Here is a 17,299-nt window from a genome sequence, read left to right on the forward strand (position 1 = left end):
TAATGAACAACGATAAACGCCCTCTATATATCCCTTATGCTGGTCCTGCTCTACTAAGTACCCCTCTTCTAAACAAAGGCAGCGCATTCTCTGCTGAAGAGCGCAGTTCTTTCAACCTTGAAGGCTTGTTACCGGAAACAACCGAAACAATCCAAGAGCAAGTAGGACGTGCATACAAGCAATATTGTAACTTCGAAAGTGATATGGATAAGCATATCTACCTTCGTAACATCCAAGACACTAATGAAACGCTTTTTTATCGTTTAGTTCAAAACCACATCTCTGAAATGATGCCTATCATTTACACGCCAACAGTTGGCGCAGCATGTGAGAACTTCTCAAATATTTACCGTCGTGGCCGTGGTCTGTTTATCTCATACCCGAACCGCGATCGTATCGATGACCTACTGAACAATGCGACAAACCACAACGTTAAAGTTATCGTGGTTACGGATGGTGAGCGTATTCTTGGTTTGGGAGACCAAGGTATCGGTGGCATGGGTATTCCAATTGGTAAACTAGCACTTTACACAGCTTGTGGCGGCATCAGCCCAGCTTACATGCTACCAATCGTGCTCGATGTGGGTACAAACAACCCGCAGCGTCTTGCTGACCCAATGTACATGGGCTGGCGTCACCCTCGTATCACAGGTGCAGATTACGATGCATTCGTTGAAGAATTCATTCAAGCCGTTCAACGCCGTTGGCCAGATGCTCTAGTTCAATTCGAAGATTTCGCACAAAAGAACGCAATGCCACTGCTTGAACGCTACAAAGATCGCCTCTGTTGTTTCAACGATGATATCCAAGGCACAGCCGCTGTAACGGTTGGTTCTCTACTTGCAGCATGTAAAGCAGCGAACAGCAAACTGTCAGACCAACGCATCACCTTCTTAGGTGCGGGTTCTGCAGGTTGTGGTATTGCTGAAGCTATCATTGCTCAAATGGTGTCTGAAGGTATCAGCGATGCACAAGCTCGCTCTCAAGTTTACATGGTTGACCGTTGGGGTCTGCTACAGGAAGGCATGCAAAACCTGCTTGATTTCCAACAGCGTCTAGTTCAAACCAACGCGAACACCAAAGATTGGGAAAGCGACGGCACTGGTTTCTCTCTACTAGACGTTGTTCGTCACGCGAAACCTACGGTTCTGGTTGGCGTATCTGGTGCTCCGGGTCTGTTCAGCAAAGAAGTCATCAAAGAGATGAACCTACACTGTGAACGTCCTATCGTGTTCCCACTGTCAAACCCAACAAGCCGTGTTGAAGCAACACCAAATGACATTATTCGTTGGACTGACGGCCAAGCACTAGTTGCGACAGGTAGCCCATTTGAGCCAGTAACTCATAACGGCACCACTTACCCAATCGCTCAGTGTAACAACAGCTACATCTTCCCAGGTATTGGCCTTGGTGTATTGGCTGTGAATGCGTCACGCATCACTGACGAAATGCTGATGGAATCAAGCCGTGCGCTTGCTACGTGTTCTCCACTAGCAATCAATGGTTCAGGTGCGCTACTTCCACCATTGGAAGAGATTCACACCGTATCTAAGAAGATTGCTCTTGCCGTTGGTAAGAAAGCGATTGAGCAAGGTGTTGCACTAGAGATCACTGAAGAAGCTCTTCAACAAGCGATTGACCAGCACTTCTGGCAGCCGGTTTACCGTCGCTACAAGCGTACTGCATTCTAATAAAGCGTGCTGTATTCAAATAGAGAACATTAACTATACTCTTACAAGAGCCTCTGCAACTGCAGGGGCTTTTTTCTTTACACTGTCTTGTCTTTTTAACTGATTTTTCTCATTTTTATTTGGTATTATCGAGCACTCAAAAATTAATGCTCAGTCAAAGGACCATACCGAGAGTGAAATTTGATTCTCACATTATCCGTAGCTACATAAAAAAAGCTTACAAAAAACTGCAAGGTTTTCTGTTTGGCGCTTTCCTCGTGTTCTTAGTAGGCAGCGCTGCGGTTATTGCGATCGATTATTGGGTTTCATGGCAAGCGGAAGATCGCATCATCTACGATATTGATGACGTGCCCGAGCTTGAGGTCGCGGTTGTGCTTGGCACGAGCAAATATTTGGGTAGAACACTCAACGACTATTATAAACACCGAATCGAAGCCGCGATTGAGCTGTTCGATCGTGAAAAAGTTGACCAATTTCTACTGAGTGGCGATAACGCTCATCGCTCTTACAATGAGCCGTGGACGATGAAACGCGACTTGTTGAAAGCGGGTGTCCCCGATGAACGCATCAATCTAGATTACGCGGGGTTTAGAACCTTGGACTCGATTGTTCGCGCTAAAAAGATATTCGATACTGATAATTTTCTGATCATCACTCAGAAATTCCACTGTGAAAGAGCGCTCTTCATCGCCAATTCTTACGATATTCATGCGCAGTGTTTGGCGGTTTCAGGACCAACTCACCATTCGGGAACCTCAATACGTTTACGTGAAGTGTTTGCGCGCACCAAAGCATTCCTTGATCTGTATATTATGGGAACAACGCCAAAGTTCCTTGGACCTAAAGAGCCAATTCAACCCAGTCCAAAACCGGAATCATTTCCGATTCCAAATCCTATTACTGACCCGACTGTAAACCCTGTTGTTGACCCTACAGCAAGCCCTATTTTAGAACCAGCAGAGACCGATGTGTAGAAAACTACACATTTTGAATTTGTTGCCTCACACTTCCCCATTGTTAAGCAAAAACACACCAACACTCCTTTATTAACTTGAGTAACATTCTCCCAACAAAGTCTGACCCTACATCAAGTCTATATACCTCGAAAATAATAATACCAATCAAAGTAAGTAAGTGATCATAAATAGCGCAGGAAAAATGCTTGAGAACAAGGCAGAAATTTTCGATAAGTAGTTATTCTACAATCAAAATTTCTAACGATGTTATCGAGTGTTTTAACCAGCTAGGATGACCAGTTAGTTACTACGATTGGTATAAGCACCGCTCAACGAAGTCGTGCACCAATAAAACGAGGATAACAAAAGGAGCGTCTTATGACGGCACTTGTTACTACACTGAAACACTGGTTGTTTACCCGCAACAGCATGATCTTAATTGGTAATTTCACGTTATTTGCACTTTTGCTCAATAATCTTCCTTTCGAAACACAAGTGAATACGGGGTTGAGTATTCTCGTGTTCGTTGCCATTTTATGGTTAACAGAAGCTATTCACGTCAGCATCACCGCTTTGCTCGTTCCCCTATTGGCTGTCTTGTTTGGTGTATTCAACACGCCCGCTGCGCTGGCTAACTTTTCGAACCCAATCATCTTCCTATTCATGGGTGGCTTCGCATTGGCAGCCGCTCTGAACAAGCAAGAGTTAGATAAAGCGATTGCTGACAAAGTACTGTTGATTGCAAAAGGCAGAATGTCGGTCGCCGTGTTCATGTTATTCGGTGTGAGTGCCGGCTTATCAATGTGGATCTCAAACACCGCCACCACAGCAATGATGCTCCCTCTTGTTCTTGGTATCATGAACAAAGTCGACCAAAGTGAAGACCGAAACACCTACGTGTTCGTGCTACTGGGTATCGCTTACTGTGCTTCAATCGGTGGTATCGCAACTTTAGTAGGTAGCCCGCCAAACGCCATTGCTGCGGCAGAAGTTGGCTTGAGCTTCACAGAGTGGATGGCGCTTGGACTACCTATCTCGATGATCTTACTGCCAATCACGATGATTATTTTGTACGTGATGACTAAGCCAAAACTTGACCACAAATTCGAGTTAGACCATGCACCTGTCGAGTGGACAAACAGCAAGAAAATCACACTGTCTATCTTCCTTTTAACGGTAACGCTTTGGATATTCGGCAAACCAATCAACGCAATGATTGGCGGATTCTCTAAGTTTGATAGTTTGGTAGCAATTGGTGCAATTGTACTGCTTGGCGCTTCTAGAGCCGTGGAATGGAAAGACGTTGAGAAGACAACGGATTGGGGTGTACTTATCCTGTTCGGTGGTGGTATCTGTTTAAGTAACATTCTAAAAGCGACAGGAACAAGCGTATTCTTAGCACACTCACTAAGCGGTTTTTTAGAAACAGCAGGTGTACTTCTTACAATTCTAGCCGTGGTAGCCTTCGTGGTATTCCTTACGGAATTTGCAAGTAACACAGCGAGTGCAGCATTGCTTGTACCTGTATTCGCAACCATTGCTGAAGCGCTGGGTATGTCACCTGTTATCTTATCTGCACTGATTGCGATTGCCGCATCTTGTGCCTTCATGCTACCAGTCGCGACACCACCTAATGCGATTGTATTTGGCTCTGGTCATATCAAACAAAAAGAAATGATGCGAGTCGGTATGGTGTTGAACCTAGTTTGTATCCTAGTTCTGACTCTGTTCGCTTGGATTTTCTGGTAAACACTAATGTCCTATAGACGTATGTTTATAGACAAGTGCTTATAGGAATGCCCCTTCTCAAAAAAAATCTGGTTGCAGCTTCCCCCGGCTCAACCAGTACAAAAATGCCCGCTCTGCTAACAAGATCAGTTTAACTAGCAAGATCAATTTAACTAGCAAGATCAGCCAAACGGGCATCTAAAAACAAGAAACGCTTTTCCCTTTTGGTGGCCCCGCGCCACCTTTTTTGTTTTGGCTATTGGGATAAGAACCATAAAAACGCCACACGTCACATATGCACGTATGGCTTATAAACCAATAAACTCTACTTCCGATTAGTGGCTCAAGATCACCTGATTTCGCCCTGAATGCTTCGCTTGATATAAGGCTTCATCAGCGCGGGCAATGGTCTCTGTCACCCGCTCTTGTTTCATCTCGGCAATGCCGATACTGCAAGTGAGAGAATCCCCATGAATCCAAAGATGTTGGCTAACCAAAAGTCGGATTTTCTCTGCCTTTCTCTGCGCTTCGCCAGCTTCGGTTTCAGGGCAAAAAACAATAAACTCTTCACCACCCCAACGTACAAGTTTGTCCGTCGCACTGATAGAGCTGCCAACCACCATACTGAATTCACGCAAGATATGATCACCCATCAGGTGTCCGTATTTGTCATTCACACTTTTAAAGTAGTCAATGTCCAGGTAGAGCATACTTAACTTGCCGTGGCCTTGCTTCACCTGTTGCGACTGCATTTTCAACCAATCACGAATCGCGTGTCGGTTAAGTATCCCTGTCAATTCATCACGATGAGCCTTTTCAGAAAACTCGAAGTTTTGCTCTCTCAATGCCCGATTGACGTTTTTTAAGTGATGGTGTCTTTTTTCAGCGATCGCGATACGTTTTCTTGAGCGGTGTAATTCTGAAAGCAGAAACACAGTGCCTGTACCCACCCAGATAAACAGCAAGATCAGGAACAGGCTTTCAGCCGAAATATACGAACCCTCAAACTCAATACTTCGAATAATTATCCGATGGTGACCTAATTTAGCACCAGAAGCAGTAGCAAACTCAACCATGTTCACATTTGAAAACTCGGGGGCTGAATGCTCTAACGCAACCTCGTTATCCGCTAACCACCACGTCATGACTTGCAAATTTTTGATCGGAATTTCTATCACGCCACCATCGATTCCTGGAGAAAACTCCATCCCGTTATACTTATGTGTATATTCGTCATCAGGCACCGAATAAGCAGGATTATAGTTGCGTAGATAAGTTCTCAGACGACCACTAGAATCAGCCTTCGCATGGTAATCAATATTGACTCTAAAGGTGTGGTACTGCGAAAGGTCAAGACCAGTGGTTATATCTGGGCTAATACGAATCGATAGCCCACAGTAAGGCCACGGATATTCGGATTTTTTAAGCTCACAATCGAGAATATACTGCCCATTTTCATAGGATAATTGGGAGGTACTGACTCCTCTATCAACTTGATCGCTGGTCGCGATAAATTCATATTGTTCAGGAGTAATTGTTGTTATCACACGATTTCCACTTACCTGGTAATACTGCACAATGGCAAGTGTTGCGATAACTAGAAAGATAACAATTTTATGAATCCACTTCACATCTAAGCTTCCGGCTTTTGGTCCCTATAGTTGGGATTTGACGATATAGACAAGCAAAATTAATCATTAGATTGCATACTAACAATTGACTTAAAAACGTTATATCACACCTTAACAAAATGTCATACTATAATTTAGATGGCGTATTTCCAGTCAATTATTCACTGCATGAATCAAGTAATATTGCGTATAAATAGAGGCTCTATTTGTTATACTCATCGCATAATCATCGTTAACCGTAGCGACTGCTTACAAGGCGTTCGAGTCGACGAAATAATAATCAAAATACAACGAGTAATGTCATGTCTTTATTAGCAAAAGGAACACTCAAGAAAATGAGTGCTTCCCTTGATGGTGCGGTTACCTACCGTTTACCTGTAGGGGAAGAGTTTGTAGAGCTAAACCCTCTGATTGGAAAAACCATCAACCTTACCCACACTGGTAATATTTTTTGTTGTTCGTGTGGTAAGAAAACTAAGAAAAGCTACTCTCAAGGCCACTGCTTTGTGTGCATGAAAAAGCTAGCAAGCTGCGACATGTGCATCATGAAGCCTGAGACTTGCCACTACGATCAAGGCACTTGTCGTGAGCCTCAATGGGGTGAAGAAAATTGCTTCGTCGATCACTTCGTTTACCTGTCGAACACATCAAGCCTTAAGGTAGGAATCACTCGCCATACTCAGATTCCAACTCGCTGGATTGATCAAGGTGCCACTCAAGGCCTACCTATTTTGAAGGTAAAAACGCGTCAGATTTCTGGTCTTATTGAAGTCGAATTAGCGAAGCACATTGCTGACAAAACCAACTGGCGCACACTGCTTAAAGGTGACGGCGACGATATGGAGTTGGTAGAGAAAGCCAAAGAACTATTGCCATTGGTTGAAGATAAAATCCAAGAGATCAGAGCGAAGTTTGGTGATGATGCTATCGAGGTACTCAGTGAGAGCATTACTTCATTGAGCTACCCGGTTGAACAGCACCCAGTGAAAATTGTATCGCACAACTTTGATAAGAACCCTGAAGTGACGGGCGTACTTCAAGGCATTAAAGGCCAATACCTTATCTTGGATACTGGTGTGATTAACATCCGTAAATTTGGCTCTTACGAAGTGGAAGTGTCTGCCTAATTTATAGAACTTAAGCGTTTCTCATAGTGAGAAGCGTTCAGTTAATAGCCAAAAACTAAAATGCCCTCAAGTGATGACTTGAGGGCATTTTTTGTTGTCGATTCTATTCGCTTTCGATGACGGTTTTAGGCGTTAAAGCGCAACTACATCTCCGTCTACACAATTCTTGCCATTGGCTTTAGCGCGATAGAGAGATTGGTCGGTTAAATTCACGAGTGCGTCAATAGTGACACCGTCTTCACACGCTCGGCTATCACTGATTCCGATACTCACGCTAGAGTTAAAACGAATTTGTTCACCCACTTTGAACTCGACTTGATTGAACTGTTGGCGAATCTCTTCTGAAACTTCGAGAGCTGTTTCAAGAGGCGTATTCGGGATAAATATAATGAACTCTTCACCACCCCAACGGCCTGCTACTCCACCAACTTTCTCGGCATTGCGCTTGGTTATACTAGCCAAAGCACAAATTACCTCATCACCTACCATATGACCATAAGTGTCATTAATCGACTTGAAGTCATCGATATCTAATAGCATACAGACAAGGTAGTTTTTAGAGAACATGTGCTCTCTCAACCATTCATAAATCGCCCTACGATTAAGCAGATCCGTCATTTCATCGAAATTCGCTTGGTGAACCAACTGCTTCTCCAACATCACCTTTTGAGTCACATCTTCGAGTACCACTTGAACGGCCCGCTGACCTTTCCAAGTAATTGCATTATCGTAAATATTAAAGAAGCGATGAACACCGTCAAAGCCAATGTTTTCAACCACGGTACTGGTTCCCGACAACTCACCCGACACGATCGCTTGATAGTGTTTATAGATGCCGTCGCTATTCTGCTGTGGCACTAAGTCAAGAATCGAATCCAGCGCTAAGACTTGCTCTATGGAAGATCCACCTTGCAGTTTTACCCAGGATTGATTGACCATCAACGGTTTGAAATCTCGGTGAACCAAGATGCCCTGCCCTGATTGCATGATCATGTCGTGATACATCTTATCTTGCTCACGCACTGCATTTTGCAGCTGAATCGCAGGGGAAAGATCGATAACCGTGACTTGCAGTGCAGGTCTTCCCTGCCACTCCGTCACATGATCGATAGAAAACACGGTGAACTCTCTGCCGTTGCGATCAATATTGGTATAGGTGTGAACCTGAGGGTCTCGTTGACCACTGACCGTTTCAAGGTGATTTTGATAGGCTAAAACATGGTACTCTTCTGAGATGAGATCTAGAAAGCTATCGATATCAGAAAGTAGTTCTTCCGGTGATTGGTATCCATAGATGCGAGCATAGTTAGCGTCAACACTCACTACATTCATATCTTGAATCGTTATTACACCGTACGTGGATTCGAAATTTATTGAAGACATTGCCAACTCCGCATTCTCGCTACACTTCATAAGCCGAAGCATAACAACACATCCTGCCAACGCTTCCACACAATCTATCACGCGTTAGGGACATTAATATGATATCTAGTATATCGTACTGCTTTAGGCTTCTCTACAACTCAATCGTAAGCGTAAGTCATCAAAAGTAGACAAATAGCACCTTCTTATTACGCACATCAGAAAACAACAAGGATATTGTATAGCTATGTAAGCATTATCTATTCGGTTATTCATTCCAATCGGAAAAATAAGAGACTAAGAAGTCGATAGCCAGCCTTGCTCTCTGTGGAAGAAAGCGACGGTTTTGATATACGATCCAGCTGCTTGTACCTGCTCCCCAATATTCTTCTAGCACTGGAACGAGCTTTCCATTGGCAAGACCGCCATTGAAGCTGCTTTTGGGAAGATAAACAATGCCAAGCCCTTCTTCACAAGCTTTAAGTACCGCACTCGAGTTATTGCTTTTCCAACGCCCATGTACGCGCACCGCGTTTAACGGTTTTCCATCTTTCTCAAACAACCACTGATCACTGTTGGCAATAATACAGCTGTGCCACTTCAACTGTTCAGGCTGTGTTGGAGAACCGAATTGATCGATGTAGTTCTGACTCGCGGCCGCTGCCATAGGCCGATCCACCAGCTTCCTTGCCACCAAACCAGAATCATCAAGTCGACCATAACGAATCGCGAAATCAATACCATCTTCGATGAAGTTAACCATATTGGTATTGAAGTTCATTTCGATAGTCAGATCAGGGTTGTCTTTCGCAAATTCCATCAGCGCCGCGGCAACATGATTTTCAGCAAACGCACCCGCAGCACTCACACGCAAAGTACCGCTAAGCTGAGTTTGTTGAGACGTGACTTGTTCGTTCGCCTGTTGCAGCCCGATAACCAGATCTTTGCATTGCTGATAATAGGTGTGACCCGATTCGGTCAGGCTCACCATTCGTGTAGAGCGTGCAAGCAGTGCCACACCCACTCTCTCTTCTAACCTTGAAACTTGACGGCTTACATGACTGGTACTGCAACCCAGTTGTTTTGCTGCTGCAGAAAAGCCGTGACACTCCGCTACCGCCACAAATTCATTAATACCTTCAAAGCTATCCATACTTCTCCTGATCACCTCCGACTAATTCACACCCACTATTGCTATATAGCAATAATGTTTTGTCTATTCGGCATATTATCACTCAAATGGTTTACTACTAGTATTACAGGTAACGAAACAGCGGTATCTAAATTGAAAGCTTTGGTTTTCTAAATAAAAGCCACGACGCTGAAACCAAACAAACGTGCTCAAAGGAACGAATCATGAAAAAAATACTAATCCCAGTAACTAATCACGCAACATTAGGCGATACAGACCAAGCGAACGGTACTTACGCTCCAGAACTGACTCATGCACTAAAAGAGATCATTGCTGCGGGTTTCGAGTACGACATCGCGTCTATCAAGGGTGGTAAAGGTCCACTGTATGGAACCGATATTGAAGGTGATTCAGTAAACGCAGAGATCTTGGCTGACGATGACTTCCAGAACCGCATTAACAATACGATTCCTGTAAGCCAAATTAACGTAGAAAGCTACGATGCTATCTTCTACCCAGGTGGATTCGGCCTACTTTCTGACTTAGCAACCGACGAGCAATTCGCAACGATTGCCGCTAAGCATTATGAAGATGGCGGTGTGATCGCATCAGTATGTCACGGCCCAGCAGCACTGCTTCCGATTGTTCTAAGCAATGGCGAGAAGCTACTAAGCTCTAAATCGGTGACTGGCTTTACTCGTGAAGAAGAGATCGACTTTGGCACCATCAACGACATTCCGTTTCTACTAGAAGAGTCTCTTGCTCGCAGCGCTGCGCGTTTCAACAAGGTTCAACCTTGGCATGAGCTTGTAATTGTTGATGAGCGAGTGATTACCGGCCAAAACCCAACCAGTGCGCACGCAGTAGGTGCAGCTCTGGTTAAGCAACTGTCTTAGTTCAATCACGGGCTTTTTCGATTCGCGATTAGCGGCTTTAGCTTAGTAGACTTTGCTAAACAGATATAAGTTAATAAAACAAAAAGAGCATACTTCCTACTCAATATTCTTGAGAGAAGTATGCTCTTTTCTAATTTTGTCGCTATTAAAGTACTAGTGACTTCTTGCTAATTACTCCGGCTAGTGGCTTCGCAAGATCCCTTCAAGCACATTAAACAACAAGTCGATCTCTTCAATCGAGTTGTAATGCATACAACCAATACGCACCACGCCCTGCTCTTCAATACCCAATTGCTTTACCAATCCTAGTGCGTAGAAGTGACCATTCCACACACAGATATTATGCTCACCCAACTTCTTAGCGATGAACTCTGGAGAATGGTTCTCAAAGGTAATCGCAAAGGTTGGGGTTCTTAGGTTCGAATCAAATTCGGTTTTTCCGTAAAGCTTTGCCCCTTCAAGATCGGACAAGCGTTTCAGGAAGTACTCACTGAGTTGGCTTTCATGCTTATTATACAGCGCGTAGCTTTGCTCTAAACGAGAACGCAATGAATCGGCGGGATCACCTAACTGCGCCAAGTAATCTACCGCCGCAATCACACCGGCAAGGCCTTCGAAGCTTTGCGTACCTGTCTCAAATCGACCTGGGCCGATATTGGTTGCAGGCTCAACCTTGTAAGGCTTTAACGTGTGTAGCCATTGAGGCGCAACATAAGCAATGCCCACATGCGGGCCGAAGAACTTATACGCTGAACACGCTAAGAAATCACAATTCAGTTGCTGAACATCGACCAAATGGTGTGGCGCGTAATGCACGGCATCGACATAAACCTGAGCGCCATGCTGATGTGCAAGCTCAATAACTTTTGCCATGTCGACAATCGAGCCTGTCGTGTTCGAAGCAAACGTCACCGCGACAAGCTTGGTTTTCTCGTTAAGCAGCGATTCAAAATGCGCCATATCCAAACTGCAATCCGACTCGTCTACGCGAACTTGGCGAACAATCGCGCCTTTGTCGTCTGCCGCTTGCTGCCAGCTCGATACATTTGAGTAATGGTCTAACGCAGTGACGATAACTTCATCGCCCTCTTTCCAATCGCGACTGATCGCTCGGCTAAGTTGGAAGGTTAACGATGTCATATTCGCACCGAACACAACGTTGCCAGAAGACTCCGCATTGATCAGTGCTTGCGCCGCTTCTCGCGCTTGCTGCATTAAGCTTGTAGTCTTTTGGCTAGAAAAATAGTGGCCGCCTAGGTTTGAATTGAAATGCCCTAGGTATTCGGTCATTGATGCTAAAACATTCTCAGGCACCTGAGAGCCACCCGGCCCATCAAAGAAAGTGACTGGCTTGCCATTATGATATTGACCTAACGCGCTAAACTGTTGGCGCACATCATTAAGAGTGAAGGACATTGCGCGCATCCTTAGCCGTTAGAACAAACACATCCATGTAGCCCATCTCGCCGTGGTCTATGGTACGAATCGGTTGTGCATTGTGCCAAAGCTTACTATCAGCAAGCATTGCCACCTCGCCATCTCCTAACACTTTTCTAAAAAATGGCGCTTCGTGGCTATCTTGATAAAGCATCACTTCACCACCAACGATGTTGTGACGAGTAACACCAATGATCGCGATGTGGTCAAAACCGTCTTGGTGAACACCTTCTGGTGCAACCTGAGTTTCTTCAAAAATAGCGGCAATGCGGATTTGATGGATTTCGATTTCTTGTCCGTCTTCAAGCCCGTTGGTTTCAATAAACAGTTCACACATCTCTTGCATGCCTTCGCTGCTTAGAATATTCGCTTCAATCGGCTCGAACTGACGAACAACATCACCTTGAAAGTGATTAATGTTTTCAGACTGAACAAAGTTATGTTTGTCTAGCTCAACGACTTGTCCATTACTGAATTCAACCACTGAGTACCTTCTCAATCGGAACTGGCCATCTGCATGCTCTGTGCTTGGTAGCTTAGAGAATGAAGGTGACAACTCCTTAACTGCATGGTTACTGAGGTGGGTAATATGTAGGGTATTTTCGTGAGCATGTAACATCATCGACTCCTTAATGATTGTTAATTAACTTTCGATATTTAACGTTTTATTTACATAAAGGATACTTGAAGATCTTGCCAGATCAACATTAAACAATCATTTATCCCGTCAGATTTAATAATTCAGACACTAAGTCCAGTCTAGAAATAAAAAGCAGTGTATAACACCAGAATAAAAGATGACCAACTCTTAAAACTAGCACACTCCACTAGCCAGTTATAAATACCTACAATTTAAATAATAACGATATTATTAACTAGAAAGACAAGTTTCATATTGTGTCGGCCCTTTCACTTCAATACGCCAGCCTCCTTGCATGAACTGAGGCACCACGGTTGCCATCATTCATTTCTATGATTTGCACATCGAAATACGATCTACCTATCAGTTGCCAAACTATTGATTATTTACACAACAAACTGAAATTGGTTAATTTACCAGTAAGCCAGAAACCAAACGCCTTTGCTTGCGCGTCTGGAACAGGTCGAGTTCGGGGGGAACTCGGCCGCCCCAAATCAATTTGCTTCCTTTCATGCAGCGGTTTTGCTGATCTTTCTGTCACAAAAACGTCTGTCTCTATTAAGCTCTAGCCTCACACACCTATCGTTATGCTCAATAACACACCTAAATAGCGACAATGCTCAGTTTCAAATGGCGCGTACCTAATTCGAATTGATGATGCTGCCTGCGTAGAGTTTTGAAATGGGATATTAGAAAAGGAATTTACTTTGTGGTTTCTGACAACTAAGAGCATGAAGCATTTGATATCGTTCATAACAACGGACGCAACTTCAAGTTCATCGGCAGGTATTCACCAATGTTTGATGTTCTTCGCTAACACGTTTATGCCCCGAAGGTTTTTTAGAGTGAATGGCCTCTTTGACTGTGTCTTATATTTTTACCTTAGCAGATTAAATGAGGAACCAGACCTCTTAAACTAGTCAATTAGTTATTGATTTCTTGATGGTTTTTACGATAAATGATGTTCATAAATCTTTGGTGCTGATATGCCATAGCGGCTAATACAAATAGTTGCACATTATCATACATAGGTAAAAATATGACATCGAGAACATTTGCCACAAGAATGACTTGCTTTTCTTTGATTTCAGCTATTGAAACAGATTTACGAAATCTTATATGCAAAATGAATACAGTTCATGAAGCTAAGATTCCGAAAGATGTCAAAGACAATGCTACTTCCCGATTTGAGATGCACTTTAAAGAGTCACATAAAGATGATGATTCTTTATCAGAGTTAATTGAATTTAGTGATTTTTCTGATCTGTCAAAAATTTTATCTAAAAACAAAAACAATCAATCCTTACTGTCTCTTGAGAATTTAAAAGAGACTACCAACGGCTTAGATCGTTTAATTCAGGTAAGAAATAGAATTTGTCACTCAAGACCATTAGAGTACAATGATATCAATGATTTAACAGATTTTTCAGTACTATTGCAAAGAATGGGCGAACGCCATTGGTGGAGTAGTATTAATGAAGCCCTAGAAAATCTAAATAATCCATCGTTTGCTTTATCATTACAAATACCATCTTATTGGAAAAGTACAAATTCACCAGTATATAACAACCTTCCTCTTCCTGAGTTCGATGATACTGGATTTTTGGGAAGAAAAGATGAACGAAGTGCCGTTTCTGACCTAATCAACTCTCATACTCGAGTTATTTCATTAATAGGTGAAGGAGGTGTTGGGAAAACAGCTTTAGCAATAAGATGTTTATATGATGCTCTAGAATTATCTGAGAATTCTAGAGCATAGTAAGTTTGATATGATTATTTGGGTTACATTAAAAGCTAATAGGCTAACTGCTTCCGGAGTAATTCAACTAAGAGATGCAATAGTATCTACTTTAGGCTTGTACCAAGACATAGGAAAAGCTCTTGGATTTAGTAGTGATAGCACAATTGAAGAAATGCTTGAAGAAATATCTATATACATGAAAGAGTTTAATGTTCTTTTATGTATCGATAATTTGGAAACAATTGAAAAACAAAGTGTAAGATCATTTTTAGCAGAAATACCTGAAGGATCTAAAGTCTTGATTACAACACGAATTGGCTTGGGAGAAATTGAGTACAGGTATAAGCTCGATAGTTTGGATTCGAAGTCTTCTATTGAACTAATTCGGAAATTATCTAGATTATTAAATATTGAAAGCCTAAAAAAGAAAAATAAATTATCTCTAGAAAACCTCGCTCGAAAATTACACCACAACCCTCTTCTTATAAAGTGGTATGTTCTTGGGCTAGGTTCTGGAAAAAGAAATGAAGATTTACTAAATAAAGAGTCAGTTAGTTATCAAGAAGCTCTCAAGTTTTGTTTTCAAAATCTATATGAGAAACTGGACCCAGTAGAGTTAGATATTATCAAGACAATCGCATGTTTAAGAAATAGTGTTTCAGCTGTAGAGCTAAGGTTTATTCTAGACGATAGGGGCGAAATGGAGATTGCCGAAGCTCTTCATAATCTAAACAACTCAAGTATGTTAAAGTCAGATATATCTAAACTGAAAGAAGAAGAAGGTATTAAAACATACACCCTCACGAATATTGCTAGCGATTACTTAACCACAGTAAATCCGATTTCCGATGACTTTTACGCAGATGTAAAAAGTAAGCATAAGGCTCTAAAACGCCATATAGAAAGTAGCCTTACGGATCATAATTACTATCATCTTGATATCACCAATATTCATGCAACAAATAAAGATGAGAAAATTTGTGCTGTATACTTGAAACGAGCTCTCACGTTATCACGAAAAGAAGAGACATATGAAGAAGCTATTGAGTTAGTAAAAAAAGCTAAAGCAATTAAGCCCGACTTTTCAGAATGTTATCGCGTTAATGCGTTTCTTCATCACAAAAGTCCATTCAAGGCAGAAGCTGAATATGAAGCAGCAATAGAATACAATTCTAAATCAGTAATTGCCTTCTATGCATTTAGCCAGTACTTAATGCATGAGGAGGAATATCCATATGCATTAGAGCAAATAGATAAAGCAATAGCACTGAAGCAGAGTGATGAAGCATTGTTATCATTTAAAGCTCTTGTTTTAACAAGAAGTGGAGAATACCCTGAAGCAATTGATTTGTATGAAAAGATACTTCCTGTTCAGAGAGAAAATCAACATAGAAAGTTTAGAATAAGCACTTATCAACAAGTGATTTCGGCATATAAGCGGTATACTGAAAGGTTGGTAAGTGATCATGATTATCCTCAATCAGAAACAATGCTGAATAGAGTTTGTGAGCTGTTTCACGAGGTTTTTGACACTTGTAACTTTGATGATAGGACTTTTGTATTATTCTGGCAAGTTGTTGTGCTGTCGGATAAAGTAGATTTTCAAAATAAAAATATAGCATTTACAACTAAAATGATTGAGCTACTTGATAATTATAAAGATGTTTTCAGTGCTCATCACAAAATGAAGGTGTGCACTGAGTTTAGGGCAATAGTAGACAAGTTATTTACTGAATCCAAAGATAGATTTGAAATATTATGTCAAGATTTTGAGTTAATCATGGATGGTGATGATCAACTGTACCACGGGTCTATAAAAGACGTAGTTTGTAAAGCTAGAAATAACTTGTCATACGGATTTATAGTTGGTGATGATTCTACCGAGTACTTCTTTCATAGAGGAGAGATCATTCCCCACGATGTCCTCGATAACAATGAAGAATATAAGGGGCTACGAGTGGCCTTCTATGCTTGTTCAAAAGATCGAAGTCGAGGTCCAATTGCGAAAAGCGTACGTCTTATCTAATTGGTGATGTATAAGAGGTTGATGTAATCAACAACCTCTTATTATTATAATATTTAAAATCAATATATTTGTATTTTTTGAAATTTAGTATGTTAAAGGTTTGAATAACATTAAAAAAGCAATAACTATAATACGAGTTCAGCATAAAAACGCTTAATGTGATGAATTTTATTACATTCATTTAACAGTTGTCGAATTATGAAAAATCTCTGACATGTTTATGTCCAATTGAGAGTTTCAGAGCCTACCACCTGTCTGCACCCACTAAAACATACAATCTTCTTCAAGGTCGATGTCAAAATCAACGGGCGGTAGGTTGACTAAGCGCTTGTTTGTTGTGTTTAGCTGTTCGACTTTCGCGGGCTTCCCTACTTCGTTTGTGTAGATAGTCGCTAGGTAAAGCTTGTCTGAACGGTGGAACGCATCGTGAAAGCTCACTTCTTTGCTTAGCAGGCTGGCAAGCAATGGTTTGGTTACCGGAATATAAGCCCACTTAATGCACTGGCCGTTGTCGTAATCCCCACTCCAATACACCATAAACCTTTGGGTATTTTCATTCTTAACCGTGAAGCACTTCGGCCCTAAGACGTCTTGATACACTTCCAGTAGTTCCAATTTACCTAGCTGTGTGCCTGTTGGGAGTAAGTTCATTGCTCGTTCCTCATCTTTCTAACGTTGCCTATCAAACCTTGCCTATAATCTTATAGTTAAATACTGTTTTTATATACAGTTATTTGGACGTATTTTGATAAGCCGGTTCGAAATCGAAAAGGCGGCAGCAACAATCCATGAGGAAGACGGTGGTTTCGCCGATCTTTAAGCCACGAAAACGTTTGTCTTCATTAAGTTCTAACGTATAATCTCAAAGCTAACTTAATGTAACGAAAAATCATGGAGTTATGCTTACTTCCAGTACCCGAATGGCGATATAG

13 protein-coding genes are annotated in these 17,299 nt (G+C 42.0%); 7 read left to right on the plus strand and 6 right to left on the minus strand.

The annotated features are described in order from the left end of the window. Positions 1-2: 2 nt before the first annotated feature. The 3 genes from AB4589_RS22720 to AB4589_RS22730 all read left to right on the plus strand — a co-directional run bounded on the left by AB4589_RS22720 (position 3) and on the right by AB4589_RS22730 (position 4,396). A complete protein-coding gene (locus AB4589_RS22720; protein ID WP_372101738.1) occupies positions 3-1,691 on the plus strand; it encodes an NAD-dependent malic enzyme in 1,689 nt (562 codons plus the stop codon). Between the two features lie 173 nt (positions 1,692-1,864). Further along, entirely contained in the window at positions 1,865-2,665 is an 801-nt protein-coding gene (locus tag AB4589_RS22725) for a vancomycin high temperature exclusion protein (protein WP_029406252.1), read from the plus strand. Positions 2,666-3,025: 360 nt separating this feature from the next. Beyond that, on the plus strand, positions 3,026-4,396 hold the full coding sequence (locus AB4589_RS22730) for a DASS family sodium-coupled anion symporter (RefSeq protein WP_372101739.1): 1,371 nt from the start codon (positions 3,026-3,028) through the stop codon (positions 4,394-4,396). Between the two features lie 314 nt (positions 4,397-4,710). Here the strand turns inward: AB4589_RS22730 and AB4589_RS22735 are convergent, their stop codons facing one another. Then, positions 4,711-6,006: a GGDEF domain-containing protein gene (locus tag AB4589_RS22735; RefSeq protein WP_269334867.1), complete on the minus strand. Its 1,296-nt coding sequence runs from the start codon at positions 6,004-6,006 to the stop codon at positions 4,711-4,713. A 302-nt stretch (positions 6,007-6,308) separates the two neighbouring features. Between AB4589_RS22735 and AB4589_RS22740 the strand changes: the two genes are divergently transcribed. Then, entirely contained in the window at positions 6,309-7,133 is an 825-nt protein-coding gene (locus AB4589_RS22740; RefSeq protein WP_012603698.1) for a DUF2797 domain-containing protein, read from the plus strand. 132 nt (positions 7,134-7,265) lie between these two features. Here the strand turns inward: AB4589_RS22740 and AB4589_RS22745 are convergent, their stop codons facing one another. Continuing rightward, positions 7,266-8,558, minus strand: coding sequence for a diguanylate cyclase (locus tag AB4589_RS22745; RefSeq protein ID WP_372101740.1), 1,293 nt, complete (start codon positions 8,556-8,558; stop codon positions 7,266-7,268). Between the two features lie 205 nt (positions 8,559-8,763). Then, positions 8,764-9,648 carry a LysR family transcriptional regulator gene (locus AB4589_RS22750; protein WP_372101741.1) on the minus strand — a complete coding sequence of 295 codons (885 nt, stop codon included), beginning with the start codon at positions 9,646-9,648 and terminating at the stop codon, positions 8,764-8,766. Positions 9,649-9,851: 203 nt separating this feature from the next. Here AB4589_RS22750 and AB4589_RS22755 point away from each other — a divergent pair, with 203 nt between their 5' ends. After that, on the plus strand, positions 9,852-10,523 hold the full coding sequence (locus tag AB4589_RS22755; RefSeq protein ID WP_102486484.1) for a type 1 glutamine amidotransferase domain-containing protein: 672 nt from the start codon (positions 9,852-9,854) through the stop codon (positions 10,521-10,523). A gap of 180 nt (positions 10,524-10,703) precedes the next feature. Here the strand turns inward: AB4589_RS22755 and AB4589_RS22760 are convergent, their stop codons facing one another. Beyond that, positions 10,704-11,939: a cysteine desulfurase-like protein gene (locus tag AB4589_RS22760; protein ID WP_372101742.1), complete on the minus strand. Its 1,236-nt coding sequence runs from the start codon at positions 11,937-11,939 to the stop codon at positions 10,704-10,706. Next, the gene (locus AB4589_RS22765; RefSeq protein WP_029223059.1) at positions 11,923-12,579 is read right to left on the minus strand and encodes a 2OG-Fe dioxygenase family protein; all 657 of its coding nucleotides are present in this window, start codon (positions 12,577-12,579) and stop codon (positions 11,923-11,925) included. Before AB4589_RS22765 ends, AB4589_RS22760 begins: the two co-directional genes overlap by 17 nt. A 1,060-nt stretch (positions 12,580-13,639) precedes the next feature. Here AB4589_RS22765 and AB4589_RS22770 point away from each other — a divergent pair. Continuing rightward, complete coding sequence (locus tag AB4589_RS22770) at positions 13,640-14,359, plus strand: hypothetical protein (RefSeq protein WP_372101743.1); 720 nt, start codon at positions 13,640-13,642, stop codon at positions 14,357-14,359. Positions 14,360-14,369: 10 nt separating this feature from the next. Further along, complete coding sequence (locus AB4589_RS22775) at positions 14,370-16,367, plus strand: tetratricopeptide repeat protein (RefSeq protein WP_372101744.1); 1,998 nt, start codon at positions 14,370-14,372, stop codon at positions 16,365-16,367. Positions 16,368-16,631: 264 nt separating this feature from the next. On the opposite strand, the gene AB4589_RS22780 is transcribed toward AB4589_RS22775, so the two are convergent. Continuing rightward, on the minus strand, positions 16,632-17,018 hold the full coding sequence (locus AB4589_RS22780) for a DUF6575 domain-containing protein (RefSeq protein WP_372101745.1): 387 nt from the start codon (positions 17,016-17,018) through the stop codon (positions 16,632-16,634). Positions 17,019-17,299 lie beyond the last annotated feature (281 nt).

This window comes from Vibrio sp. 10N.222.49.A3 (assembly GCF_041475145.1).
Taxonomy (GTDB): domain Bacteria; phylum Pseudomonadota; class Gammaproteobacteria; order Enterobacterales; family Vibrionaceae; genus Vibrio; species Vibrio tasmaniensis_A.